Source organism: Novosphingobium sp. JCM 18896, assembly GCF_025938095.1.
Lineage (GTDB): Bacteria > Pseudomonadota > Alphaproteobacteria > Sphingomonadales > Sphingomonadaceae > Novosphingobium.
The window spans coordinates 275,493-298,495 of the sequence record NZ_JAPCZF010000004.1 but is presented as its reverse complement, the minus strand read 5'-3'; the positions used below and the strand labels follow the sequence as shown (position 1 = coordinate 298,495).

General features: G+C 66.3%; 20 protein-coding genes, 1 tRNA gene and 1 pseudogene. 10 read left to right on the top strand and 12 right to left on the bottom strand.

Going from position 1 to position 23,003, the window contains the following annotated elements; genetic code table 11:
* Positions 1 to 133: 133 nt before the first annotated feature.
* From OLX23_RS16090 to OLX23_RS16080, 3 genes are all read right to left on the bottom strand, one after another.
* The gene (locus tag OLX23_RS16090; RefSeq protein WP_264446032.1) at positions 134 to 2,056 is read right to left on the bottom strand and encodes a hypothetical protein; all 1,923 of its coding nucleotides are present in this window, start codon (positions 2,054 to 2,056) and stop codon (positions 134 to 136) included.
* 215 nt (positions 2,057 to 2,271) lie between these two features.
* A complete protein-coding gene (locus OLX23_RS16085; protein WP_264446031.1) occupies positions 2,272 to 3,225 on the bottom strand; it encodes an alpha/beta hydrolase in 954 nt (317 codons plus the stop codon).
* The gene (locus OLX23_RS16080; protein ID WP_264446030.1) at positions 3,222 to 5,975 is read right to left on the bottom strand and encodes an ATP-binding protein; all 2,754 of its coding nucleotides are present in this window, start codon (positions 5,973 to 5,975) and stop codon (positions 3,222 to 3,224) included. The genes OLX23_RS16085 and OLX23_RS16080 overlap by 4 nt, the downstream gene beginning before the upstream one ends.
* Positions 5,976 to 6,313: 338 nt before the next feature.
* Between OLX23_RS16080 and OLX23_RS16075 the strand changes: the two genes are divergently transcribed.
* The 3 genes from OLX23_RS16075 to OLX23_RS16065 are packed head-to-tail and all read left to right on the top strand — an operon-like array spanning position 6,314 to position 8,725.
* Positions 6,314 to 7,327: an alpha/beta fold hydrolase gene (locus tag OLX23_RS16075; protein ID WP_264446029.1), complete on the top strand. Its 1,014-nt coding sequence runs from the start codon at positions 6,314 to 6,316 to the stop codon at positions 7,325 to 7,327.
* The gene (locus tag OLX23_RS16070; protein ID WP_264446028.1) at positions 7,327 to 7,857 is read left to right on the top strand and encodes a cytochrome P460 family protein; all 531 of its coding nucleotides are present in this window, start codon (positions 7,327 to 7,329) and stop codon (positions 7,855 to 7,857) included. The genes OLX23_RS16075 and OLX23_RS16070 overlap by 1 nt, the downstream gene beginning before the upstream one ends.
* Before the next feature lie 40 nt (positions 7,858 to 7,897).
* Positions 7,898 to 8,725 (top strand): SDR family NAD(P)-dependent oxidoreductase, encoded by an 828-nt coding sequence (locus OLX23_RS16065; protein WP_264446027.1) that lies wholly within the window; start codon positions 7,898 to 7,900, stop codon positions 8,723 to 8,725.
* Positions 8,726 to 8,785: 60 nt separating this feature from the next.
* On the opposite strand, the gene OLX23_RS16060 is transcribed toward OLX23_RS16065, so the two are convergent.
* The 3 genes from OLX23_RS16060 to OLX23_RS16050 are packed head-to-tail and all read right to left on the bottom strand — an operon-like array spanning position 8,786 to position 11,331.
* On the bottom strand, positions 8,786 to 9,583 hold the full coding sequence (locus OLX23_RS16060) for an alpha/beta fold hydrolase (protein WP_264446026.1): 798 nt from the start codon (positions 9,581 to 9,583) through the stop codon (positions 8,786 to 8,788).
* 28 nt (positions 9,584 to 9,611) lie between these two features.
* A complete protein-coding gene (locus OLX23_RS16055; RefSeq protein WP_413629897.1) occupies positions 9,612 to 10,031 on the bottom strand; it encodes an organic hydroperoxide resistance protein in 420 nt (139 codons plus the stop codon).
* 28 nt (positions 10,032 to 10,059) lie between these two features.
* Entirely contained in the window at positions 10,060 to 11,331 is a 1,272-nt protein-coding gene (locus OLX23_RS16050) for an epoxide hydrolase family protein (protein ID WP_264446025.1), read from the bottom strand.
* A gap of 210 nt (positions 11,332 to 11,541) precedes the next feature.
* On the opposite strand from OLX23_RS16050, the gene OLX23_RS16045 reads away from it, so the two are divergent.
* Positions 11,542 to 12,165, top strand: coding sequence for a redoxin domain-containing protein (locus OLX23_RS16045; RefSeq protein WP_264446024.1), 624 nt, complete (start codon positions 11,542 to 11,544; stop codon positions 12,163 to 12,165).
* A 52-nt stretch (positions 12,166 to 12,217) separates the two neighbouring features.
* Here OLX23_RS16045 and OLX23_RS25820 read toward each other — a convergent pair.
* Positions 12,218 to 12,346: pseudogene (locus tag OLX23_RS25820) on the bottom strand (hypothetical protein); the annotation flags it as partial.
* A 407-nt stretch (positions 12,347 to 12,753) separates the two neighbouring features.
* A tRNA-Ser gene (locus OLX23_RS16040) sits at positions 12,754 to 12,843 on the bottom strand.
* Between the two features lie 154 nt (positions 12,844 to 12,997).
* On the opposite strand from OLX23_RS16040, the gene hspQ reads away from it, so the two are divergent.
* The gene (gene hspQ / locus OLX23_RS16035) at positions 12,998 to 13,378 is read left to right on the top strand and encodes a heat shock protein HspQ (protein WP_264446023.1); all 381 of its coding nucleotides are present in this window, start codon (positions 12,998 to 13,000) and stop codon (positions 13,376 to 13,378) included.
* Positions 13,379 to 13,406: 28 nt separating this feature from the next.
* On the opposite strand, the gene OLX23_RS16030 is transcribed toward hspQ, so the two are convergent.
* Positions 13,407 to 14,288, bottom strand: coding sequence for an ABC transporter permease (locus tag OLX23_RS16030; RefSeq protein ID WP_264446022.1), 882 nt, complete (start codon positions 14,286 to 14,288; stop codon positions 13,407 to 13,409).
* Positions 14,289 to 14,378: 90 nt separating this feature from the next.
* Here OLX23_RS16030 and OLX23_RS16025 point away from each other — a divergent pair, with 90 nt between their 5' ends.
* The 5 genes from OLX23_RS16025 (at position 14,379) to OLX23_RS16005 (ending at position 18,959) form a co-directional block, all read left to right on the top strand.
* Positions 14,379 to 15,059, top strand: a complete 681-nt coding sequence (locus tag OLX23_RS16025) for a GcrA family cell cycle regulator (protein ID WP_264446021.1) — start codon at positions 14,379 to 14,381, stop codon at positions 15,057 to 15,059.
* Between the two features lie 156 nt (positions 15,060 to 15,215).
* On the top strand, positions 15,216 to 15,710 hold the full coding sequence (locus tag OLX23_RS16020; protein WP_264446020.1) for a nitroreductase family deazaflavin-dependent oxidoreductase: 495 nt from the start codon (positions 15,216 to 15,218) through the stop codon (positions 15,708 to 15,710).
* A 96-nt stretch (positions 15,711 to 15,806) separates the two neighbouring features.
* On the top strand, positions 15,807 to 16,961 hold the full coding sequence (locus OLX23_RS16015) for a sensor domain-containing diguanylate cyclase (protein WP_264446019.1): 1,155 nt from the start codon (positions 15,807 to 15,809) through the stop codon (positions 16,959 to 16,961).
* Between the two features lie 105 nt (positions 16,962 to 17,066).
* A complete protein-coding gene (locus tag OLX23_RS16010) occupies positions 17,067 to 17,588 on the top strand; it encodes a DUF1993 family protein (RefSeq protein WP_264446018.1) in 522 nt (173 codons plus the stop codon).
* Between the two features lie 129 nt (positions 17,589 to 17,717).
* Positions 17,718 to 18,959 carry a sensor domain-containing diguanylate cyclase gene (locus tag OLX23_RS16005; RefSeq protein ID WP_264446017.1) on the top strand — a complete coding sequence of 414 codons (1,242 nt, stop codon included), beginning with the start codon at positions 17,718 to 17,720 and terminating at the stop codon, positions 18,957 to 18,959.
* Here the strand turns inward: OLX23_RS16005 and OLX23_RS16000 are convergent.
* The 3 genes from OLX23_RS16000 to OLX23_RS15990 all read right to left on the bottom strand — a co-directional run bounded on the left by OLX23_RS16000 (position 18,935) and on the right by OLX23_RS15990 (position 22,712).
* Positions 18,935 to 19,690 (bottom strand): DUF3142 domain-containing protein, encoded by a 756-nt coding sequence (locus OLX23_RS16000; RefSeq protein WP_264446016.1) that lies wholly within the window; start codon positions 19,688 to 19,690, stop codon positions 18,935 to 18,937. The two genes, OLX23_RS16005 and OLX23_RS16000, sit on opposite strands and share 25 nt — an antisense overlap.
* Complete coding sequence (locus tag OLX23_RS15995; RefSeq protein ID WP_264446015.1) at positions 19,687 to 21,774, bottom strand: hypothetical protein; 2,088 nt, start codon at positions 21,772 to 21,774, stop codon at positions 19,687 to 19,689. The genes OLX23_RS16000 and OLX23_RS15995 overlap by 4 nt, the downstream gene beginning before the upstream one ends.
* Positions 21,775 to 22,001: 227 nt before the next feature.
* Positions 22,002 to 22,712 carry an energy transducer TonB gene (locus OLX23_RS15990; RefSeq protein WP_264446014.1) on the bottom strand — a complete coding sequence of 237 codons (711 nt, stop codon included), beginning with the start codon at positions 22,710 to 22,712 and terminating at the stop codon, positions 22,002 to 22,004.
* Positions 22,713 to 23,003 lie beyond the last annotated feature (291 nt).

Genomic DNA, 23,003 nt, shown 5'->3' with positions numbered 1-23,003 from the left:
AAATAATCCCACCGCGGCCGATGATGGACGAAGGACTACCTTCATCCCGAACGGAACGGCACAGAAATATCGGCTATGTTGGCGTTCTGAGAATGCCCTCTGTCCGCACTTCGTTTTTGAGCACCGCATCGCCCTAACGCGCTTTAAAGGTATCACCCGCCCAACTTCCCGCGATCTGCTTCCCATTTCCAGTGAGATGAATTGCGGTAGGTCTGCGCTCCCCACTGAGATATTCAACGAAGTAGTTTTCACCATCGATACTCTTGTAGAGCCCAGCTCCGGTAGGAGCACCACTCGCAAAGCGGCCGCGATATTCGCTCCCATCGGCCCACACCATACGGCCAAACCCGCTGATTGCCCCACTTGAGAATTCACCTGCGTAGAAATCAATGCCGGCCTTGGCCGCATCACCGTCGAAGCTGACTTTGCCGTAGCCTGCACGGCGGAGTTCGTTGCCTGCCGTACTCAGCATTCCGAGGTACTTCTCCCCTGTAAAGCTTTCCGACGCCGCACCAGCCGCCATTGCTGCCGTGGAATTCCATCGATAAGCTGCAACCTCGCCATAAAACGTCGCACCGTCAACCTTGGGTTCACCACGATAATCCCAGAGGCCAGACCGATGCTCCGTACGGCGGAGCGAAGGTTTGCCCGCGATATCCGGCTGAAATGTTTCGGCAGCGGCAAGTGAAGCTCGTTCAGCAGCGTTGTTCGCTAAGACTTCTGCATCGTGAGCACGGTCAGCCGAGGCCTCACCCTCATCAACAATTTCTTTTTCAGCCGACGTCAATGCAGGCGGATCTATTCGCGGCAAGCCCAGACCATACGCTTTAAGCGTACCGTCGTGTTCCTCACCGGCAAGTATGTAAGCTCTGCGCACATCCGGATTGGTCATCAGTGCAGAAGGAGCGAGAAATGCCCACTTCGCCGCGGTTTGGTCGCTTGCGTTGAGACCCAGGTCACTGCCTTCCACAACGGCCTTGAGCGCTTTAGCTGCCGCTAGAAAGGCAACAGGATCCGCACCGGTGGCTAGGGCCTCGTAGTCGCTGGGCATCTTCTCACGCACATATTCACGCAAGGTCTTGCCTTTAACTTGCTGATTAAGAATGCGATTGGCCACTTCGCTCGAGTAGCGCCCATCACCGTAAACGAGCTTCTCCCCGGGACCAGGCGCTTCCGTGAGGATCGTGGGCAACCGGGAAACTGCCACAAATAGAAAACCCGGCTGCTTTTTTGCAGTATCGAGGAAAGTCACGGTCTTACGCACGGCATTTGCCGATAGACGATCAAAAGTGAGCCAGATCGGCTGTGGCCGTTCGGTCTGGGCATCATATGTGGCAGCTATCGCATTCTCCACCTGCACCAGCGCGTCACGCGCTTCCTGTGGAATGTCAGCGACGCTCCGGATCAACGCAACTTTCGCAGCCGCATCGCGTGCTTTGAAGAATGTGTCCACGATAGCAGTCTTATTCGTTTTCAGCGAAAGGAACTGCAAATCGATCCGGACTGCCGTGACAGTTGAACTGCCAATGAAAGTGGGCCCGAGGAACGAGTTAAGGATGGCGCCGCTTTCATTGATCGCGAAGCCCCTGGATCCGCCACTTGAGCGTGAAAATCTAGCGAGTTCGATTACCGCTATCTCGGTAGAAGGACCACCATTTTGGCTTACACCTATCCGAGCCACCAGAGAACCGGACTTGCTCCTCCGAACAAATAAGCTGGCAACCCGCTCAAAAAAATCTCTCTTCTCGGACCTTGTCATACTGTCAACATAAGATTCATCCAGTTCTGGCGCCGAGAAACTCAACCATATCCGTCCGTAATAATCGGATGCCGCAGCGTCGTTGCACTTGACGTAGACCCGCGTGTTCGTGGTATCGAAAGCGCTCTCTCGCATGCAGGCCTTGAAACGTTCTGGAAGTGCCGGGTCGTCGGCTGCTTGAGCAGGATTCATGCTCAAGGCTGTCATCATGAATGCGCCGAAGTGCGCGATCATAAAATTATTCATGATTCCCCCGAATATTGACTTCCAACCCCTATCTATTACTTTATTTTTCATCAATTGCAATCGAAAATTGCTAGTAAAATTTGGATCTCTGTCGACATATCTTTGGAAAAAGGACAAATTTTACTGCGAAGTTGTTTTCCTAGAGCTTAGAAGTCGGACAATATTACTCGATCGGCTGCAGCGTGGCCCTGGCATCGCAAGTCGAATGACCGCTAGCAGGTATCTTGGACCCGGGGCTCCAAGGACAGCTTTGTCGGCGTTCTAAGCTATCGCGTCAGCAGACGCGCCAGCCACGCATCCCGCGCCGCAAGGCACTCCTTTGCGATCCTCGTCTGCGGCGCGATGTCGTAAAATCCGTGGAAGGCGCCGCTCCAGACGTGCAATTCGCAGGCGCCACCCGCCGCCCAGATCCGGCGTGCATAGTCGACCGCTTCGTCGCGGAAGACCTCTTCGGAGGCTACGTCGATGAAGGTCGGCGGGAGCCCGGACAAATCCATCGCACGCGACGGTGCGATTGCCGGATCGATGTCGGCGGCCCCGTAACGCTCGCCGAGGAGCGCTTGCCAGGCGGTACGATTGCTCACGCGGTCCCACACCCCGATGCCATCGTTGGCAATCGTCGAGGACGTCCGGTCGCGGTCGTCGAGCATCGGGCATTGCAGCAATTGCCCGAGAAGTCGCGGACCTGCGCGATCGCGCGAGAGCAACGCTACACCCGCAGCGAGCCCGCCACCGCCGCTGCCACCGAAGACGACGATCCGCTCACGATCCAGACCGAGCGCCTCGGCCTGCTCGGCCATCCAGCACAGCCCGGCATAGCAATCTTCGAGGCCAATCGGTGCCGGGAACTCGGGTGCCAGCCGATATTCGATGGTGACGCAGACCGCATCGTGTTCGATCGCCCATTGCACCGCCGGGGCCATGCCCGAAAAGCGCGTGCCCATGACCATCCCGCCGCCGTGGATGCAGTAGATGCTCGGCCCGCGCCCCGTCCTTCCGCGCCGCGTGATGACCGAGACGGTCAGCTCCGCACCATCATGGCCCGCGATCGACATGTCGATGCAATCGACCGCGACGTCGCCGATCAGGTCCTCGCGGCTCTGCGCGCTGAGCGCGCGAAACCGCGGAAGGTCGGCCAGTGTCATGCCGCGCGGCACGAAGCCGTCGAGGCCGGGAAGAATAGCCGCGAGTTCGGCGTCGTAACTCGGGGCCTTGGTCATGAAATCTCAGTGTTGGATGCCAGCGCCGTCGCGACGCGCAGTTCCCAAGCCAGCGCACCCTGCGCCCGCGCCAGATCCCGCGCCTCTCGCAGCATCGCCTCGCTCGCGGCGTGATCGCCGGCGTCGCGCAGGATCTCGGCCTTGATCCGCATGAGTTCGGGCATGGCGAAAAGCTCGCCACGCGCGATGCAGATGACCTCTGTCGCGTCGATGACTTCGCGCGCCTCTTCACGACGCGCGTCGAGCCTCAGCGCGCGCGCCAGCGCCAGCGAGAACAAGGTCGTCTGCAGCTCGTAACGCGCCGCGCGCATACCCGATAGGCTGGTTCGAAGCGCATCGATCGCCTCGCCAGTGACCCCGCGCGCGATCGCCAGCTCGCCGCGGAAGCCCTCAGCCGCGGCGATGTAGGGCTCCAGCGCATTGGCCTCGGCGCAATCGGCAAAGGCCGCGAGCGCGGTTTCGGCCGAAGCGAAGTCTTCCCTCCAGAGGTGGACCGTCAGCGACCAGATCAGCGCGATGCAATGAGTCACCGGATGATCGAGCCGCTCGGCCTCGCGCAGGGTCTGCTCGGCAACCTGGCGCCCCTGGTCAGCCTGCCCTGACAACCATAAGACGCGTGCCAGGGCGATGCCCGAGCGGTTGCGATGATCGAAGCCGTAGTGGATCGTGCGGTTGCGCTGCGAGGGGGGACTGTTCGCCAGCGACAGCTCCAGTTCGCGGCGCGCGCGCGCCTGATCGCCGGCCAGGTGCTGCGAGATGCCCGACAGCGAATAGGCGATGCCCAGGGCCTCGGGCTCGCCGATCTCCTCGGCAACGCGCACGGCTCGTTCGGCATGGTCGACGGCGATGGCATAGTCGCCGATGCGTTCGTGGAAGATGTGGAGCCGGCCGAGCATGCGCAGCTCGTTCCAGCGATCCCCGAGCGCGGTCGCGATATCGAGCGCGCGGGCGAGCGCGGCTCCCGCCGCCTGGCTGTTGCCGCGCGTGAACATCAGCGAGAGGCCGAGCGCGCCCTGCAGTTCGAATTCGGTCGCGGTCCCGCGCCGCGAATTCTCGATCAAGTCGAGCGCCCGCATAGACCAACCGCGACATTCGATCAGATGCGAAAGGTTGAGGAACACCGGCACGCTCGCCGCGGCGAAGCGCACGGCCATCGCACGATTGCCACTTTCGCCGAAGCACCAGTCGAGCGCGCTGCGGATATTGCCCAGTTGCTGGCGCAGCGGCGCGATGTCGCGAAGCGCGTTCGCGCCCTCCTCGGGGATCGCTTCGAGCTCGCTCAGATAGAAGGCGGCATGACGGCAGGCGACGGCCTTGGCGGCCTCCACGCCCTGCGCCGCGAGCTTCTCGCGCGCATAGGCACGAGTCATCTCGAGCAGGCGATAGGTGCCGTTGCGCAGGCGATTGGGCGCCACCAGCGACTTGGCAACGAGTTCGTCGAGCACAACAACGATAGCGTCGGCGCCCATGGCCGCATCGCCGACCACGGCGATCGCCGCGTCGATCGAAAAGGGACCGACGAAGACCGAGAGCCGCGCGAGCACCAGCCGCTCGGCCTCCGAGAGCAGAGCGTGGCTCCAGTCGAGCATGGCTTGCAGCGTCTGTTGGCGCGGTTGCGCGGTACGGCGCCCCGCCCAGGCCAGACTGAAACGCTCGCCGAGCTGACGCGCGGTCGCGGAAAGGCCATGCGTCGCGGCCCGAACGGCGGCGAGCTCGATCGGCAGGGCCATGCCGTCGAGCTGACGGCACATGTCGGCGATCAGTTGCGCGGCCTCGGCGTCGAGCATCATCGTGCTGTCGGCGGCCGAGGCGCGTTCCCAGAATAGCTGGACGGCCGGATAGGCCAGAAGTTCGTCGCGCGAGAGACCGCCCGTATCCACGGGATAGTCGAGTGCATGGAGCCGATGGACGTGCTCCTCGCGGACTCGGAGCGGCTCGCGCGAGGTGGCGACTATCCGCACGCCGGGACACTCTTCGAGGATGCGCTCGATGACCCGCGCGACGGGCTCGACGATGTGCTCGCAATTGTCGAGGACGAGCAGGAACGACAGGTCGCGCAAGTGCCCGAGGATCACCGCCAGCGGCTCCTCGCTGAGCACGCCCACCCCCATGGCGCCGGCTATCATCGAGGGCACGAGCGCCGGGTTTTCGAGCATTCCGAAGTCGACGAACACGACCTGGCCGTCGAACCGGTCGACCAGCCGATGCCCGAGCTCGATCGCCAGCGAGGTCTTGCCGACGCCGCCCGAGCCGAGGATCGTGAAGAGCGGCGTCTCGACCACGCGCGCTTCGAGCAGCACCAGATCGGATTCGCGGCCGATAAGCTTCGACAGCCGCGGCGGCAGGTTGACCGGCTTGCGCGCCGGCGAAGTCTCGCGCGACAGCTGCGGTTCGGCCGAAGCCGGCGTACCCTGCGATTGGACAGGTGCGACGAAGGCATAGCCGACGCCGACCTGCGTCGCGATGTAGCGCGCACCGCCCTCGCCATCGCCCAGCGCGCGGCGCAGGCCCACCATGTGGAAGCGCAGGCTGCCGTCCTCGACGATGACGTCGGGCCAGACGCGCTGCAGGAGTTCGCGCTTCGACAAGACCTTACCGGGTTGCTCGACCAGCGCGGTCAGCAGGTCGAGCGAGCGCCCGCCGATCTCGACGCGCGCGCCGTCGCGCGTGAGCGAGCGTTCGCGCGAATTCAGGCAGAAGGGGCCGAAGGCGACTTCTCCGATCGGGGGAAGAGCAGGCCTGTCCTCCACAATCCGATGCCTTCCGACTAGCGCCCCGCCGGGCCTTGGGCCTGGCGGTATCGCGCGCTGGGCGCCCGCGCCCTAGTATCCATTGGTATGAGCTTTCCTCGCTCGCGGGGTACAGGTCAATGACGGGCTGCGGCACGACTGTGCATTCGGACGGACTTGGCGGCACGGCGGTTTCCTGGTCATCGGCGATCACCCGACAATGCCCCTTCGCGTGCGCGCGGCCAGTTAGGTGCTGTTAGCCGGCACGATACGCGATCTCACAAGCCATAACGGGCGCTTCAGACCGGCTCGGCCTATTCGATGTCGGGCCGAGACCACGACCGGAAGGATGACCCGAGATGACCGCCTTCGACGCCCCCGCCCTGCCGCGCCGCGATTTCCTCGGCCTGGCGACGCTTGTCACCGCCGCTGCCCTGGCCCCCGCCGGATCGGCGGTCGCCGCTGCGACGCCAGCGCCGTTCACCGGCCTCAAGCAGATCGACGCCGGGCCGCTCTCGATCGGTTACGTCGAGATGGGGCCCGCCCGCGGCAAGCCGGTGCTGCTGTTTCACGGCTGGCCCTACGACATCCACGCCTTTGCCGAAGTGGCGCCAATGCTGGCGACCAGGGGCTATCGCGTGATCGTGCCGCACCTGCGCGGCCACGGCAGCACGCGCTTCCGCGACGCGGCGAGGCCCCGCAACGGTCAGCAGGCGGCGATCGCCGCGGACGGCATCGCGCTGATGGACGCGCTCGGCATCCGCCAGGCCGTGGTCGCAGGCTTCGACTGGGGCGCGCGCACCGCCGACATCATGGCCGCGCTGTGGCCCGAACGGTGCAAGGCGCTGGTCTCGGTCAGCGGCTATCTGATCGGCAGCCAGGCGGCCAATGCCAAGCCGCTGCCACCCAAGGCCGAACTCCAGTGGTGGTACCAGTTCTACTTCGCCACGGAGCGCGGCCGCGCCGGCTATGCCGCCAACACCAATGCCTTCAACCGTCAGATCTGGGAACAGGCCTCGCCGAAGTGGGCCTTCGACGACGCGACCTTCGCACGCTCGGCAGCTTCTTTCGTCAATCCCGATCACGTCGACATCGTCATCCACAACTACCGCTGGCGGCTGGGTCTGGCCGAAGGCGAAGCGCGATACGACGCGCTCGAGGCGCGGCTGGCGGCGGGCCCGACCATCGCGATCCCCACGATCACGATGGAAGGCGACGCCAACGGCGCGCCGCATCCCGATCCGGCCAACTATGCCGCGAAGTTCACCGGCAAGTACGCGCACCGCCTGATCACCGGCGGCGTGGGCCACAACCTGCCGCAGGAAGCGCCGGCCGCCTTCGCGCAGGCCGTGATCGACGTGGATGCACTGTGATGCCTCGCGCGATCACCCGCCTGCGCGCCGCCGTCGCCGGTTTGGGCCTCAGCGCCGTGCTAGTCACGGGCCTGACCGCCTCGGCCGCGGCGGAGGATGCGCATGACGCGCCGCTGGCTTCGCCGATCTACGGCGTGACCTTGCCCCAAGGCTATCGCAGCTGGGAGCTGATCGCGCCGGCGCAGGAGGCCGCGCCGCTCGACGAATTGCGCGTCACCCTGGGCAACCCTACGGCTATCGAAGCCTATCGCGAGGGCAAGCTGCCCTTCCCCGACGGCACTGTACTGGTGAAACTCGCCTGGAAGCACGTGCCTTCGCCCGAATTCGGTCCGGCCTCGATCCCCGGCGCGGCGACGACTGTCCAGGTCATGGTCAAGGACGCCAAACGCTATGCCGCCACCGGTGGCTGGGGCTTCGGCCGCTTCGTCAACGGCAAGCCCGTCGATCGTGCGCAGCACGAAACCTGCTTCGCCTGCCACCAGGGCCTGGTGAAGGACCACGACTACGTTTTCACCCGCTACGCGTCATGATCGGACCGGGCGGGCAACTCCCCAAGGAAAGGAAATAGCGATGTCGAAAGTTTGGCTGGTCACCGGCAGCGGCCGGGGACTGGGGCTCGAAGTCGTGCGCGCGGCGCTCGCCGCGGGTGACAGCGTGGTCGCGACCGCGCGCGACACGAGTACCCTCGTGCGACTTCTGGCCGAGCACGAAAACACCCTACGCCTGTTCGCGCTCGACGTGACCGATGCCGACGCCGCGCAGGAGGCGGCGGACTTCGCGGTCGCGGCCTTCGGCCGGATCGACGTGCTGGTGAACAACGCCGGCTATGCCCACCTCGCGCCGTTCGAATTGATCGAGGCGCGCGACTTCCGCAACCAGGTCGACACCAATTTCTACGGCGTGGTCAATCTGGTGCGCGCGGTCCTGCCGGTCATGCGTCGTCAGCGTTCGGGCCACGTGATCAACGTCTCTTCGGTCGGCGGGCGCGTGACCACGCCGGGCCTGTCCGCCTACCAGTCCGCCAAATGGGCGGTCTCGGGCTTCACGGAAATCCTGGCCAAGGAGACCGCGGGCTTCGGCGTTCGCGCGATCGCGGTCGAGCCCGGCGGCATCCGCACCGACTGGGGCACCGGCGCCACCGAGGACGACAGCCCGATCCCCGCCGACTACGACGGCTCGGTCGGCGCAGCGCACCGCCGGCTGGCCGTGCATACCGGCAACGAGGTCGGCGATCCCGCCAGGATCGCCCAGGTCATCGTCGACCTCTCGCGCCGCGACGACCTGCCCGCCCATCTGATCCTCGGCTCCGATGCGCTCGCGGCCTTCGCCGCCAGCGAGGACCTGCGCCGGCGCGAAATGGAAGCCTGGCTTCCGGTCAGCCAGTCCACCGACTTCTGAAACGACGAAGGGCGGCGCGCCCCCAGACACGCCGCCCTTCGTTTTGCCTTGCGGCCCGCCTCACTTGGCGACCGCGGCCTTCTCGATCAGCGCCGCGACCGCCGCCGGGTTCGAGACCATCACGACATGCGAGGCGCCCTTGATCACCTCGGTCTGCCGCGAGCGGGCGCGTGCGGCCATGAAGCCGAGCGCCTGCGGGGGGATGTTCTTGTCCTTGTCGCCATAGACGAACCAGGCGGGCACGTGCTTCCAGGCCGCGCTGGTCGCCGCCTCGTTAAGCGCGACGTCGGTGATCGGCCGCTGTCCCGCGGCCATAAGCTTGGCCTCGGCCTCTGGCACGTCGGCGGCAAACTGGTCGTGGGAGCGCGGCTGCTGGATGTAGAGATCGTTGCCACCGCCCGAGAGCGGCACGGGCGGTGCCAGCGCCGGCCCCAAGGTGGCGCCGGGGAACTTGCCGCTGAGGCCTGCAGCGGTCTCGCCGGTGTCGGGCGCGAAAGCCGCGACATAGACCAGCGCCTTGACGTTGGCATGGCCTTCGGCCGCCTCGCTGATCACCGAACCGCCGTAGGAATGGCCGACGAGCACGACCGGCGCGGCGATGCTGGTCAGCACGTCGCCTACCGCCCGGGCGTCGCCGTGCACCGAGCGCAGCGGATTGGCCGCGGCGACCACGCTATAGCCGTCACGCTGGAGGATGCTGATCACGCCGTTCCAGCTCGATGAATCGGCGAAGGCGCCGTGGACCAGGACGATCGTGGGTTTGCCGGTGGACGATGGGGCGGCCGGTGCCTGCGCCTGGACGGCGGGGGCGATCAGCGCGGCGGCGAGCGCGAACGCGCCGAGAGCAGTCTTCTTCATGGGAAGCTCCTTCCGTTGGGATTGGGGATCAGACGAGGATGACGGCGGCGTCGATGTTGCCGGCGACCGCCTTCGAATAGGGACAGGTTCGCGAAGCCGCGTCAATCACCGCCTGCGCCTGGTCGCGATCGAGCCCCGGCAGACAGACCTTGAGCCGCGCGGCCAGCGTATAGCCGTCATCGCCGAGCCGCAGATCGACTTCGGCGTCGATCGCCAGGTCGGCCGGCAAGGTGACGCCCTGCTGCTTGGCAGCGATGCCCATCGCGCCTTCGAAGCAGGCGGACCAGCCGGCGGCGAAGAGCTGTTCGGGATTGGTGCCCGCACCGGCGCTGCCGGGCGCGGCAAGCTGGATGTCGAGCCGGCCGTCCGAACTGCGCGCGGCGCCTTCGCGGCCACCGGTGACGTGGACATGGGCGGTATAGAGGGTCTTGGGAGTCTGGGTCATCATGGGTCTCCTTGGGTTCGGATCGGGATGCTCAGCGCAGCGGCCGGAATGCGGCGCGGACTTCCTCGGTGAAGATCGCCGGCTGCTCCCAGGCGGCGAAATGGCCGCCGTTCGTCGCTTCGCTGAAATAGGTGAGGTTGTGATAGCAGCGCTCCGCCCAGCTCCGCGGAGCGCGGTAGATCTCGCCGGGGAAGACCGTCACGGCGACGGGCAGTTCGGCGATGTCGATCGCGTTGAAATTGTTGCTGTGATCTTCCCAATAGATCCGCGCGGCCGAGGCGCCGGTGCGGGTCAGCCAGTAGAGCGAGATATCGTCGAGCATCTCGTCGCGCGTCAGCACGCGCTCGGGGTCGCCGCCGCTGTAGGTCCAGGTGGCGAACTTGTCGTAGATCCAGGCGGCAAGGCCCAGCGGCGAATCCACCAGCGCATAGCCGATCGTCTGCGGCCGCGTGACCATCATCTCGGCGTAGCCCGAACTGTCGCGATAGAAGGTTTCGAGCGCATCGAAGGCAGCGCGTTCCGGGGCCGAAAGCGTGGCCGGTGCGGACCCGCCGGCCTTGAGGATCGCGGCGATCTCGGCGGGAACGGTCCCAGGCATGTTGAGGTGCACGCCGATCAGACCGGGCACCTTTTGCAGCGCCATCCGCTGCGAGATCACCGAACCGCAGTCGCCGCCCTGCGAGACGTAGCGCTCGTAGCCGAGCCGCCGCATCAAGGTGCCCCAAGCGCGGCCCACGCGGTCCGAACCCCAGCCCTTACCGGCAGGCTTGGCCGAGAAACCGAAGCCGGGGATCGAGGGCACGACGAGATGGAACGCGTCCTCCGCACGGCCCCCGTGCGCGACGGGATCGGTCAGCGGGCCGATAACCTTGAGGAATTCGAGGATCGAGCCCGGCCAGCCGTGCGTCATGATCATCGGCATCGCGTTTTCATGACGCGAACGGACGTGGATGAAGTGGATGTCGAGCCCGTCGATCTCGGTCAGGAACATCGGCAGGGCGTTGAGCTTCGCCTCGAGCTTGCGCCAGTCGTAGCCCCCCGCCCAGTAACGCATCAACGGCTGCAGCCGGTCGGTGCGCACGCCCTGGCTGTCGTCGGCGACGGTCTCACGCTCGGGCCAGCGCATCGCGGCGACGCGACGTTTCATGTCGGCGATTTCGGTCGCGGGAACGGCGACCTTGAACGGGCGGATCGCCGGCAGGGCGACCTGCGCACGGCCCGCGCCGGGGATCAGGCCAGCCGCCCCAGTCAGGGCTGCGGCGGCGACGAACTGGCGGCGTGACGTGGTGAGGCTATCGTCCAAAATGCATCTCCTGGGGCCGCGAGGGCGGAACGTCAGGCAGATAGGCCGGTGGACGGGCCCGGGCTCGTTATGCGCTGTGATGGCCTGTTAGCTGTGGGCTTCGCGAACCTAACGCCGCCGCGCAGAGCCTAACGCGCTTCCGGCCTCCGGCACTCCTATGTCCGCTCGAGCGCCGGGAACACGCCCCGCCACGTCGGAAAGGATAGCCTCATGTCGATCAAGCGCCGCTCGCTGGGTTTCGCGGCGATCGCCCTGCTCGCCGGCGTCGCGACCACCGCGATATGCCTCGCCAGTCCGGGCGCGCCGATCGGTCTCGACGGCAGCAGTATCGCCGACACGCCCGGCGATCCGATCCCGCTCCTGCTCGCCGGCAGGACCTGGCTGAACGGCCGGCCGACGCCGCAGTCGCTGCGCGGCAAGGTGGTCCTGATCAACTTCTGGACCTACTCGTGCATCAACTCGCTGCGGCCGCTGCCTTACCTGCGTGCCTGGCAGGCGAAGTACCGCGATCGCCTGGTGGTGATCGGCGTCCACACGCCCGAGTTCGGTTTCGAGAAGGCCCCGGCCAAGGTGCGTCAGGCGCTGGCCGACCACGGCATCGACTACCCCGTACTGCTCGACAGCGACTATGCGCTCTGGCGACAGTTCGGCAACCAGGGCTGGCCGGGGTTCTACGTCATCGATCCGCAGGGCCGCGTACGCGGTTACCGTGTCGCTTCCACGCGCGCGATCTCCACCTCGCCTCGGCGCACCGCAGGACGGCGAACCCGCGCGATTCCGCGTGCTGATCGACGGCGGCACCGACGTCGATGCCGAGAGTTGGGGCGAGATTGATGTCGTAGATCGGCAGCTTGCCGATCATCGGAAACACGTCGCGCTCCAGGCTGCCGATGACGTCCGCGGCGTGCCTTGACGACCACTGCGACTTGGCATGGGCATGCCAGAAGCGGGCGACCTTCTCGAAAGTACTGCGGGCAGCCTCCCGATTCTCCTCGATCTTGAGGTTCTTGACCACTCCAGGATCGCGCCCCTCGTCGAGAATGGCCCTTAGCCTTGTCGCGCTTGCGCCGGGCTTCGACGATGTCGAGCGCCGGGTATACGCCAAAGCAAAGGGTCTTCTGCTTTTTTATATGTATAGTTTCCGCGCCATTTCTTGCCGCCGGCCACCGTTACGAAAACATATAGCTGTTCGCCGTCAGTGAGCTCGTAGACTTGGATTTTGGCTTTTCATTCCGGACTTTAGCGTCGCTGAGCATGGCTCATCTCCAGACCATGTTTTTCCGATGCCGTTACCATGCCGCGTACCATATTCCGGACCGGAACGTGGCGAACGGCTATGGCCGAATCGATCAGCTAAAAGTCAATTTTTCGAGCAAAAACACAATCTTACCGGACTGCTGCGGACCCCTGCGGAAGAGGTGATGGCGGAGAGGGTGGGATTCGAACCCACGGTACGGTTACCCGTACACCGCATTTCGAGTGCGGCGCATTCGACCACTCTGCCACCTCTCCGCGAAGTGTTTCAGAGCGCCCGCAGTGGGGCTGCCCGGTCGGAAGCGGGCGGTTAGCCGAGAAGGTGGCGCTTGCCAAGCCCCGACATGCGAAATCCGTGGAACGTTTTTTGGCCTTCCTTGTTACACTTATGCACAGAACCTATATCTTGCCCATGGAACGTGCCAATTTCTTCTCGCCCCAAGCGGGCCGCCTGATCGAAGCCCCGCTCCAGACGCGGGCCCGCTTCGCGATCGGGGATGTCGTGCGCCACAAGCTCTACGACTTCCGCGGGGTGATCTTCGACATCGATCCGGTCTTCGCCAACAGCGAGGAATGGTACCAGGCGATCCCTGCCGAATCGCGTCCCGCGCGCGAGCAGCCATACTACCACCTGCTCGCCGAGAACGGCGATTCGAGCTACGTCGCCTACGTCAGCCAGCAGAACCTGCTCGCCGACGGCGCCAGCGGTCCGGTCGATCACCCGTCGCTGCAGCAGTTGTTCGAGGACTTCAACGGCGAGCGCTACCAGCTTCGCCGCGGCCTGACCCACTGAGTCCCGCCTAAGCAGAACGCGGTGGCGCTCAGCTCTTGAGCTTCCAGCCCGAGCGCAGCACCAGATAGGTCACCACGCCCAGCACGAGGTTCAGCACGCCCAGCCCGATGGCGCTGTGCAGCACGGCCATGTTGGTGCTGCCGATGTCGCTCTGGCCGAGGAAGCCGAAGCGGAAGCCCGAGATCACGTAGAAGAACGGGTTGAGCCGGCTGACCGTCTGGAACGCCGGGGCGAGGTTGTCGATCACGTAGAAGGTGCCCGAAAGCAGCGACAGCGGCGCGATGACGAAGCTGGTGATCGCGGCGTTGTGATCGAACTTGTCCGCCCAGATCGAGGACAGAAAACCGAGTAGCGACAGGAACATGGCCCCCATGAAGCCGAACCAGACGACGGCCCAGGGATGCGCCATGTGCAGCGCCACGTCGGGCCAGAGCGCCATCATCAGCGCCAGCGCGAGCCCGACCAGCACCGCACGGGTGATCGAGGCGGTGATCATCGCGCCCATCAGTTCGGCTTCGGTCAGAGGCGGCATCAGGAAATCGATGATCGTGCCCTGCAGCTTGCCCGACAGGAACGAAAAGCTGGCATTGGCGAAGGCGTTCTGCATCATGCCCATGACGATCAGCCCCGGCGCGACGAAGGTCGCGAAGTTGACGCCGAGCACCTGACGGTCACCGCGCCCCATGGCCACGGTGAAGATCACCAGGAACAGCAGGGTCGTCACCGCGGGCGCCCAGATCGTCTGGGTCTGCACCTTGAAGAAGCGCCGCACCTCCTTCATATAGAGCGTCTTGAGCCCCAGCCAGTTCACCTGGTGGATCACGGCTTCTCCCTGCGGCGGAAACTTGCGCAGTCCCGGTATGGCATCGTGCGTGCCGGCGGCTTCGGTGCGGTGGGGTTGATCGGCCATGGTACGGCGACTATCGGGTGCGCTTTGCCGTGGCAAGCGCGCCTCTCAATGTGGCGGGCCTCGTCACGGAATGGATCGAGTGGAATAGGCATGAGCTGGACCGACGAACGCATCGAGAAGCTGACCAAGATGTGGGAAGGCGGCTCCACCGCCAGCCAGATCGCCGACGAGCTCGGCGGCGTGAGCCGCAATGCGGTGATCGGCAAGGCGCATCGCCTCGGCCTCAAGGCGCGCCCTTCCCCGGTCAAGCCGAACGAGAAGGCGGAGGCTCCTGCGGCACCGGCCGCCAAGCCGGCCAAACCCGCGGCCGAAACGCCGCGCGCCGAAGCCGCACCGCGTCCGACGCCGGCGCCGGCGCCTTCGCGCCCCGCGCCCGCCGCCGCCCCAGCGGCTCCGGCTGCAGCTGCGGGAACCCCGGCCCCGACGGCACCGACCCCGCGCATCGTCTCGGTCGGCCCCGGCGGCTTCCTGCGTCAGGGTCCCGGCGATCAGCAGGCGCCGATCCCGCCGGCGCCGCCGCGCCGCCTGGTTCCCGCCAAGCCCAGCGCCGAGATCGCCGACAAGACCAGCCTGCTCGATCTCAACGACCGCATCTGCCGCTGGCCGATGGGTCACCCGGGCGAGCCCGACTTCCATTTCTGCGGCGAGAAGGTGAACCCCGGCTTCCCCTATTGCGTCGAGCACTGCGGCCGCGCCTATCAGGCACAGCTTCCGCGTGGCGCGCGCCGTCCTCCTCCGCCGCTGCCCTTCGGTGGCCCGCGGGTGCGCTAAGTCCCAGCGACCACAGGCATTCTTGCCGAAATCAGCAGGGGGCCGGACTCTCGTTCGGCCGCCTTTGCTTTGCCTGTTCCGCCTCCGACAAGCATTTCGCGTTTTCGCAAGGCACCATCTCTGACAGTCTGACGGCAGACCGGAGGAGAGAAAGGCATGAGCGACGACAAAGTAGAAATGACCGTGGTCGAGCGCGCGACGCTCGAATTCGTGGCGCAGCATCGCAACACCTATTTGTCCTCGGGCGGACGCGAGGGCCACATCCTCGACTATCGCCATCTCGGCGGGCACCGCTTCACCACGACGCTGCTGCTCGAAACCCGCGGCCGCAAGAGCGGCGAACGCCGGGTGACTCCGCTCATCTACGGCGACACCGGCGGCGAGGTGGTGATCGTTGCATCCAAGGGCGGCGCCGACGTCCACCCCGCCTGGTATCACAACGTCAGGGCGGCCGACGCAGTGACCATCCAGATCGGCGGCCAGGCCTTCCGCTGTGGCTGGCGCGAACCGGCAGGGGACGAACGCGCGGCAATCTGGCGCTTCATGGCCGATCTCTACCCGCCCTATCGCGACTATCAGGCCGCAACCGATCGCGAAATTCCGATCCTGTGCTTCCAACCGGGCGAGGAACTGCCGCCGCTCGAAGCCTGATCGAGCCATTTTTCGATCGGCCAATCGGGCAAAAAAACATCGCCCAAACCGCGTTCGACGCCTTAAATTTATGGAAAAATCGTCGTTAACCAGCGCATGAGCGATCATGAGGCGAAATCGAAGGGCATCCTGCGCTGGCTCGGGCTGGGCGCCGGACCCCACGGGGAAGAGGAAATCCAGGCCGTCGAGGCTACCGACGAAACGTCGGCGCCCGCCGAGCAGGAAGACCCGCGCGAGCGTAGGCGTCGCCAGTTGCTCACCGACATCGGCAGCTTCCTGCTGACGCATCACCTCGAAGTGAACTCGTTCACGCTCGCGATCGCGCATGACGTGCTCACGGGCGCCGATCCGAAGCTCGCCTGCCTGCTCGAGGAGCGCGTGATCTCGCGCCAGCCGGTCAACATGCTCTGGCTCGAAGACGCCTGTCGCGCCACCGGCCGCAACGACGGCGTGGCCCAGCTCGACGCGATGATGGCCAAGCTCGAACAGTCGATCCAGGAATTCGGCCAGACCACGGTCGCGGCCAAGAGCGCGGCCAACGAATACAATTCGGCGCTCGAGCAGCACGTCAGCGAGCTCGAACAGGTCTCGAAGGCCGGCGTCGTCATCACCGAACTGGCCAACATCGCGCGCATGATGCTCGACCGCACCCGCGAGATCGAGAAGGAGATGAACCGCTCCGAGATGCAGACTCGCGCGCTCCAGCGCAGCCTCGACGAAGCGCGCCGCAGCGCCGAGCTCGATCACCTCACCGGCCTGCCCAATCGCCGCGCCTTCGAGAGCGTGCTCGAGCGCGAGACCGGCACCGCCCTCGATCTTGGCGAACAGCTCTGCGTCGCGATCTGCGACATCGATCACTTCAAGCGCGTCAACGACACGCATGGCCACGAGGCCGGCGACCGGGTCATCCGCGCCGTCGCGCAGACGCTCGCGAAGATCTCGAACGAGAACTGCCACGTTGCCCGCCACGGCGGCGAGGAATTCGTCATCCTGTTCCGCGGCAAGTCGATCGAAGAGGCCTGGGCCGTGCTCGACGAAGCCCGCGATGCCATGGCCGAACGCCGCCTGGTCAACCGCGCGACCGACATTCCGTTCGGCCGGATCACCTTCTCGGGCGGCATCGCCGACGTCTTCGCCCATCCCAGCCCACGCGAGGCGATGAAGGCGGCCGACGACGCGCTCTATGCGGCCAAGGCCGCGGGCCGCAATCTCATCATCAAAGAACCCGGCTCGGCCCGCGAAGCGGCCTGAACCGCGCGCGCATCGGCAAGGTTTCGTTAGCCAAGCCGATTAGCCGGTTTGCTCCACCGAAGATGCTGGCCTAGCCTCTCCCCGTTACTCGGGGAGAGCTTTCGCATGTCCAGCCCGCTTCACGCCGCCACGGTCGGCGTTTTCCTGCAGATCCTGCCCTCGGTCGGCCGATTGATCGACAAGGCCGAGGCCCATTGCCGCGAGCACGGCCTGCCGCCGGAAGCGCTGACCGACGCCAAACTCGCACCCGACATGTGGAACTTCGGCAAGCAGATCCAATATTGCGTGCTCAGTTCGGCGGGCGCGATCGAGGCGCTTCGCAGCGGGCGCACGGGCCCCGACACCTCGACACCGCCGACCGATTTCGCACCGCTGCGCGAAGCCGTGAGCAAGGCGATCACGATACTCAAGGCGGTGGAGCCCGGCGAAGTCGACGCGGCGGCGGATCGCGATGTCGTGTTCGATTTCAGCGCCGGCCGCATGGAATATCGCGGCGAGGACTTCCTGCTGAGCTTCTCGCTGCCGAACTTCTTCTTCCACGCAACCACGGCCTATGCCGTGCTGCGCAGCCAGGGCGTGGTCATCGGAAAGCGCGATTTTCTGGGTGCCGTGCGCGTGAAGCGTTAAGCCCTGCCATGGAATGTGCTTACGTCCGAGTTAACTAGGCGTGGGGTAATTCTTAACTTCCGCACTGCTATATCGCGCCCGGGAATTGCTCAGGCGGGTGCCGATATGGCTTTGGGATCGATCAGGAAGGTGACCGAGGGCGGAGTCCATGGTTGGACCCTGCCTTTCATCGGCATGCAGCTGATCATCTGCGCCGCACTCGGTGTGGCCGCCTACCAGACCGCCGGCTTCCCGCGCATCGCGACCATCGCCGCGATGCTCATGATCCTGACGATCCTCGCGCTGTCGACGATCCTGGCCAGCAAGAGCCTCGGCGAACTCGACGAGCGCAGCGCCATGGCCGATGCCGCGCGCGAAGCGCATGCCCAGGTCGAAGAGCTCTTCGCCATGACCGACATGCTGCAGGCGGCCGAGGATCACGACGATGCCGGCGCCGTGCTGATGGCCACGGCCACGCGCCTGCTGCCCAATTTCGCCGGCGCGCTCTACGTCTTCAACAATTCGCGCGACCGCCTCGATCTGGCCAAGAGCTGGAACACCTCCGAGGGTTTCGCCCCGAGCGAAGCCCTGCTGCCGGGCAATTGCTGGGCGCTCAAGCGCGGCAAGCCGCACGTCAACGACCCCGCCGCGCGGACCTTGTGCTGCATGCATCATATCGGCGAAGCCGCGACGATCGAAGTGCCGATGATGGCGCGCGGCCAGGTCTATGGCCTGATCATGCTGGCCGTCGAAGCCGACAACGCCGGCGCCCTGCTCGACGACGTACGTCGCCTCGCCAGCGCCATGGCGGACTCGATGTCGCTGGCGCTGTCGAACATCGCGCTGCGCGAGAAGCTGCGCACGCAGTCGCTGCGCGATCCGCTGACCGGGCTCTACAACCGCCGTTACATGGAAGACGCGCTCGACCGCTACGTCAGCCTGGCCGAGCGCACGGGTAGCTCGACCTCGGTCATCATGATCGACCTCGACAACTTCAAGCGGCTCAACGACCAGAACGGCCATGCCAAGGGCGATGCCGTGCTGCGCGACGTTGCGGCCCAGCTCATTGGCGGGCTGCGTCCGTCGGACGTCGTCGCGCGCTATGGCGGCGAGGAACTGATGGTGATCCTGCCCGGCTGCAGCCTCGAAGGCGCGGAAATCAAGGCCGAAGGACTGCGCGCGCGGGTCGAGGGGCTGTCCGATGCGCATGGCGTGCCGATCAGCGCTTCGTTCGGCATCGCCTCGGTGCCCGAGACCTCGACCAGCCCGGCCGACGTCGTGCCGATGGCCGATGCCGCGCTGTATCTGGCCAAGCAGGCGGGCAAGAACTGCGTGCGGACCGCCGAGCGGCGGGGTGGGCGTGACGATCAGTTGCGCCTGGCGGTTGCCTGAACTCCGGGTGCCTGACGGCTGGGCGGCAGCAGAAACACCACGTAACCGCGGAATTCGGGATCGTTTTCAAGGTCTTGCGGAGCCTGCCATTCCCCGTCCTCGACCACACCGACACGATAGGGCAGCGGCAGTTTCGCCAGCGAGGCCATATAGGCCTGGTAGCCGGGGATCGTGCTACGGCCCTGATATGTCTGGATAACCACCTCGTCGACCGTGCCCGCCAGCTGCGCCAGCGCGGCCGGATGGCCCTGTGCGCTCCAGTCCATCAGCCCCGTGATTGACAGCTGGTATTCGTGCCGCATTCTCCGGCGTAGACCCGCGAGGAAGCGCGCATAGTCGGCCAGGCCGCGCGTCCTGGCGTCGAAATCGATCTGCAGCCCGACCACCCGGTTCCCCGCCGCCCGCCAGCGCGCGAGATCGGCGAGGACGCGCGCATAGACCGCCTCCGACCAGTCGAGCCGCTCGACCCGGACCGTGTACCACAGCGCCGCGCCGCTGCCCTTCGGCGTCGCCGGGCGCAAGGACACGAAGCGGCCCGGATCGTCGGCGCGCACCTCGCCCGCGAGCAGGTAGACCGTCCTGGCCGACCGGGGCACCGACGACGAAGGCACCCCCGCCCAGAGGAACACCGCGTCGTAGTCGGCCGGGTCGACGCGCGCCGCCTTTTCCCCGCCACATCCGGCCAGCAGCACCAACCCGAGCGCTGCCGCCAGCCACCGCCGCAGCCTCACCAATAGTAGCGCAGCTTCTGCGCCCAGGGGCTGGCCGGGTAGTCCTTCTTCAGCCGCTGGAACCAGGCGCGGCGCTGGCTCTCGGGCACGTCGGCATTGCCGCAGGCGTTGCCGCCGCTTGGCGCGTAGCAGTTGATCGCGCGGAACAGCGCATAGGCCTTGTCCTCGCCGCCGACCTTGGAATCGGCGATGATCTGCGCATAGAAATCGCCGCGCGGCGTGGGCTTGCCGACGAACAGGCTGGGCGTGCCGCCGAGCTCGTCGCGCTTGGGCCGCATGGCGTCGTCGGCGAAGACGCCGAAATCGTCGAAACCGTTGAGCCGGTAGAAATCGCCGAGGCACAGCCGCGCCTTCACGTCGCGCGGGTTCTGCACGAGGCTCGCCGCGGTGGCCGACAGCGCCGGGCAGGCATAGCCGTCGGACCAGGTCGCCTTGCGGAACAGCCCGGCGGGCACGCGGTCCTGCACCAGCAGGTCCCACAGCCCGCCCTCGCTGCTCGCCGAAGCACCGAGCATAGCGCTGTCGCTGACGAAGGCCGCATAGTCGCCATAGGCTAGCTCCTTGTGGAGCAGGGTGAACAGCGCGAGGTCGCGCTCGTGCACCGGACGCCTGGCATCGCGCGCCTGTGAACGGAGCAGGTCCGCCCCCGCGACGTTCTGCAGCAGGATCTCGCGCAGCACGGTCTCGCCGATCGGCGAGGCAGGGCCGAACACCTCGGCCAGCCGGCCGGTCCGCTCGAGGTTCATCGCCAGCGCCAGCTCGACCACGGGGCGCTGGTAAGGCCCCTTGGCGCCGCCGAGCAGCTCGCGCCAGAACCCCGCCTCGTTGCGATCGCCTTTCGCGGCGAGCGCCATGCCGCGCAGCACCTGGCGGCTGAAGGCCAGCGGGCCATAGGCGGGCTTGCGCGCATCGTCGGGCAGCAGCTGCAGCACCTTGGCCGGGTTCTTCTCGACGTAGAAGGCGTGGGCCGCGAGGACGTAACCGTAGAGATCGGCGCGGCCGGCGAAGCTCTTCTCCTGCGCGACGATCTGCGCGAGCGCGATCGGCTGCGGACCGCCCTCGTAGGACTCGCGCATCATCATCAGATCGGCGGTGGCCAGCATCAGCGGCCCGTCGATCGCCCGGCCGCCCTCGGTGGTCAGCAGCTTGTTGTCGACCTCCTGGACCAGATCGGCGACGGCCGGCGTCGCCGCCGATGTCGCCGCGAGCATGCGCTCGTATTCGCGCGCCAGCCCGACGGCATCGCCGCCGAGCCACAGGGTCCGGCGGATCAGCCCCTGCGCCGAAGCGGCGTAACGCCCCTGGGCATAGCGCTTGAGATAGTCGTCAAAGGCGCCGCGCGCGCGGCCGAGCGCGGCCTTGTCGACCTTGCCGGCGTCATAGGAACCATATTCGTCGAAGGCGCCGACCTGCGCCGCGTTGAGCTCGGTGCGCGCGACCATATAGGCCGCGGTCTCGGCCAGCCACGGATCCTTCGATCCGCGCAGCCGCGTGAAGCCGTCGCGCGCGCGGGCGAAGTCCTCGATGTAGAAGCCCTCGGCCGCATCGAGATAGCCGGCGAACTCGCGTCCCGGCGCGCTGGCGATGCCGGTCGGCGCGACATAGCCGCTGGCCTCCTCGGTGCAATAGAGCCCGGTCCTGGCGCGCGCCGCGGTCAGGGCGGTGCGCTCGGCTGCGGGAACGCTGCGATTGGCGGCCAGCGCGGCGTTGAACGCCGAGGTGCCCGAGGCGAGGCTGATGCAGCGCGAACCGTAATGCGGATTGTCGTCGTCCGCCGCTTCGGGCTGCGGATAGAGCGATCCGCGCAGCATCCGCCATGAGAAGAAGTTGTGGCCGAGGCCGGGCTCGGCGAGGCTTTCGCCCGGATAGGCGAAGCCTGTCGCCGGCGCCGCCTGCCGGTCGCGCGCCAGGAACAGCAGGTTCACGCGCGTGTCGTTGCCCGGCGAGAGCAGCGCGGTGTTGGAGCAGCGATTGAACTCGCGGTTGAACAGGCGCCAGGCCGGATCGCAGCCGAAATCGCCGCTCGCCCCCGCCGCCTGGGGCAGCGCGATCGCGCCGAGCAGGGTACCTGCGAGCCAAGCCATGCGGCGCATCGTGTCATCTCCCCTGACCTGAACGGCGGTGAGAATTCCAGCGGGAGGCTGGGGGTGCAAGGGGAAATGGTGGTTCCTCCCCCTGCAAGGGGAGGTGGCATCCCGCAGGGATGACGGAGGGGTGTCCCCATCTCGGAGAGGGTGACACCCCTCCACCACGCGCTTCGCGCGCGGTCCCCCTCCCCTTGCAGGGGAGGATCGGGTGCACCCCCCGCCCCCTAATCCTCCTCGCGGATATACCAGCTATGCGTCTCGACCACCGCCGAGCGCACGGGATTGCCCTCGCGGTCACGCGCGGGCTTGTAGCGGAAGCGCTGCTCGATCAGCCGGCAAGCGGTCCAGTCGATCTGCGGATAGCCGCTCGATTCGGTGGCGCGGCAATTGCTGACGTGGCCGTCGACCTCGACGACGTAGCGTACGCCGACCGAAGCCTCGCTGCCCGGCGCCAGCAGGCCGTCGGGCAGATCGTTGAACGACAGCTTGCCCCGGATCTGGCGCGGGCCGACCGCGGGCACGCCACCGCCACCGTCGCCGCCCTGGCCGCCACCGCCCGTGCCATTGCCGAAACCGCCCGCGCCCCGCCCCGGCCCCAGCCGATCCGAGGCGCCGGTCTGCGCCGCCTGACCGGTGCCGGCCTGGGTCGCGGCCACGATCGGCGGCGGCACGATCAGCGGCACCACCGGCGGCGCGACCACCGGCGTCGCCTTATTTCTGAGATTGCGCGGGCTGGCCTCCTCCTTGGCCGCCGGGCGCTCGGCCTTGCGCTGCTCGGGCTTGGGCTGCGGCTTGGGGGGTGGTGGCGGTGGCGGTTGATCGGAGAAGACCGAGATCAGGGCATCGCGGCCTTGTGTCGCGACATTGTAGGCCAGTCCCATGATCAGCGCATAGATGACGAAGGCCACAACCGTGCCGGAAGCCAGCGCCGACACCACGCGCTCGCGAGGGGATGCCGATAGGTACACGGTGAGAATATCAGTGGCCGGGTGCGCGGGTTCAAGGTTTCACGCCGGGACGACGACGGAAAGCTATGCTGGCCACCCCATACAACCTCGTCGCCCCTGCGAAGGCAGGGGCCCAGCTGACCTCGCCAACACGCACCTTCAGCTTCCGGGTGAGAGCTTGGTTGGGCCCCTGCCTTCGCAGGGGCGACGGAAAAGAGATAGGGAGGATCTTGCCCGTCCCAAACGAAAAAGGGGCCGCGTTGCCGCGACCCCCTTCTC

What these genes read in the sequence shown, in the direction of transcription:
- hspQ (WP_264446023.1), top strand. Translation starts at nt 12,998, where the DNA reads ATGGAACGTGCCAATTTCTTCTCGCCCCAAGCGGGCCGCCTGATCGAA.
- OLX23_RS16010 (WP_264446018.1), top strand. Translation starts at nt 17,067, where the DNA reads ATGTCCAGCCCGCTTCACGCCGCCACGGTCGGCGTTTTCCTGCAGATC.
- OLX23_RS16030 (WP_264446022.1), bottom strand. Translation starts at nt 14,288, where the DNA reads ATGGCCGATCAACCCCACCGCACCGAAGCCGCCGGCACGCACGATGCC.
- OLX23_RS16055 (WP_413629897.1), bottom strand. Translation starts at nt 10,031, where the DNA reads ATGATGACCCAGACTCCCAAGACCCTCTATACCGCCCATGTCCACGTC.
- OLX23_RS16090 (WP_264446032.1), bottom strand. Translation starts at nt 2,056, where the DNA reads ATGAAAAATAAAGTAATAGATAGGGGTTGGAAGTCAATATTCGGGGGA.
- OLX23_RS16045 (WP_264446024.1), top strand. Translation starts at nt 11,542, where the DNA reads ATGTCGATCAAGCGCCGCTCGCTGGGTTTCGCGGCGATCGCCCTGCTC.
- OLX23_RS16085 (WP_264446031.1), bottom strand. Translation starts at nt 3,225, where the DNA reads ATGACCAAGGCCCCGAGTTACGACGCCGAACTCGCGGCTATTCTTCCC.
- OLX23_RS16060 (WP_264446026.1), bottom strand. Translation starts at nt 9,583, where the DNA reads ATGAAGAAGACTGCTCTCGGCGCGTTCGCGCTCGCCGCCGCGCTGATC.
- OLX23_RS16075 (WP_264446029.1), top strand. Translation starts at nt 6,314, where the DNA reads ATGACCGCCTTCGACGCCCCCGCCCTGCCGCGCCGCGATTTCCTCGGC.
- OLX23_RS16020 (WP_264446020.1), top strand. Translation starts at nt 15,216, where the DNA reads ATGAGCGACGACAAAGTAGAAATGACCGTGGTCGAGCGCGCGACGCTC.
- OLX23_RS16070 (WP_264446028.1), top strand. Translation starts at nt 7,327, where the DNA reads ATGCCTCGCGCGATCACCCGCCTGCGCGCCGCCGTCGCCGGTTTGGGC.
- OLX23_RS16015 (WP_264446019.1), top strand. Translation starts at nt 15,807, where the DNA reads ATGAGCGATCATGAGGCGAAATCGAAGGGCATCCTGCGCTGGCTCGGG.
- OLX23_RS15995 (WP_264446015.1), bottom strand. Translation starts at nt 21,774, where the DNA reads ATGGCTTGGCTCGCAGGTACCCTGCTCGGCGCGATCGCGCTGCCCCAG.
- OLX23_RS16065 (WP_264446027.1), top strand. Translation starts at nt 7,898, where the DNA reads ATGTCGAAAGTTTGGCTGGTCACCGGCAGCGGCCGGGGACTGGGGCTC.
- OLX23_RS16025 (WP_264446021.1), top strand. Translation starts at nt 14,379, where the DNA reads ATGAGCTGGACCGACGAACGCATCGAGAAGCTGACCAAGATGTGGGAA.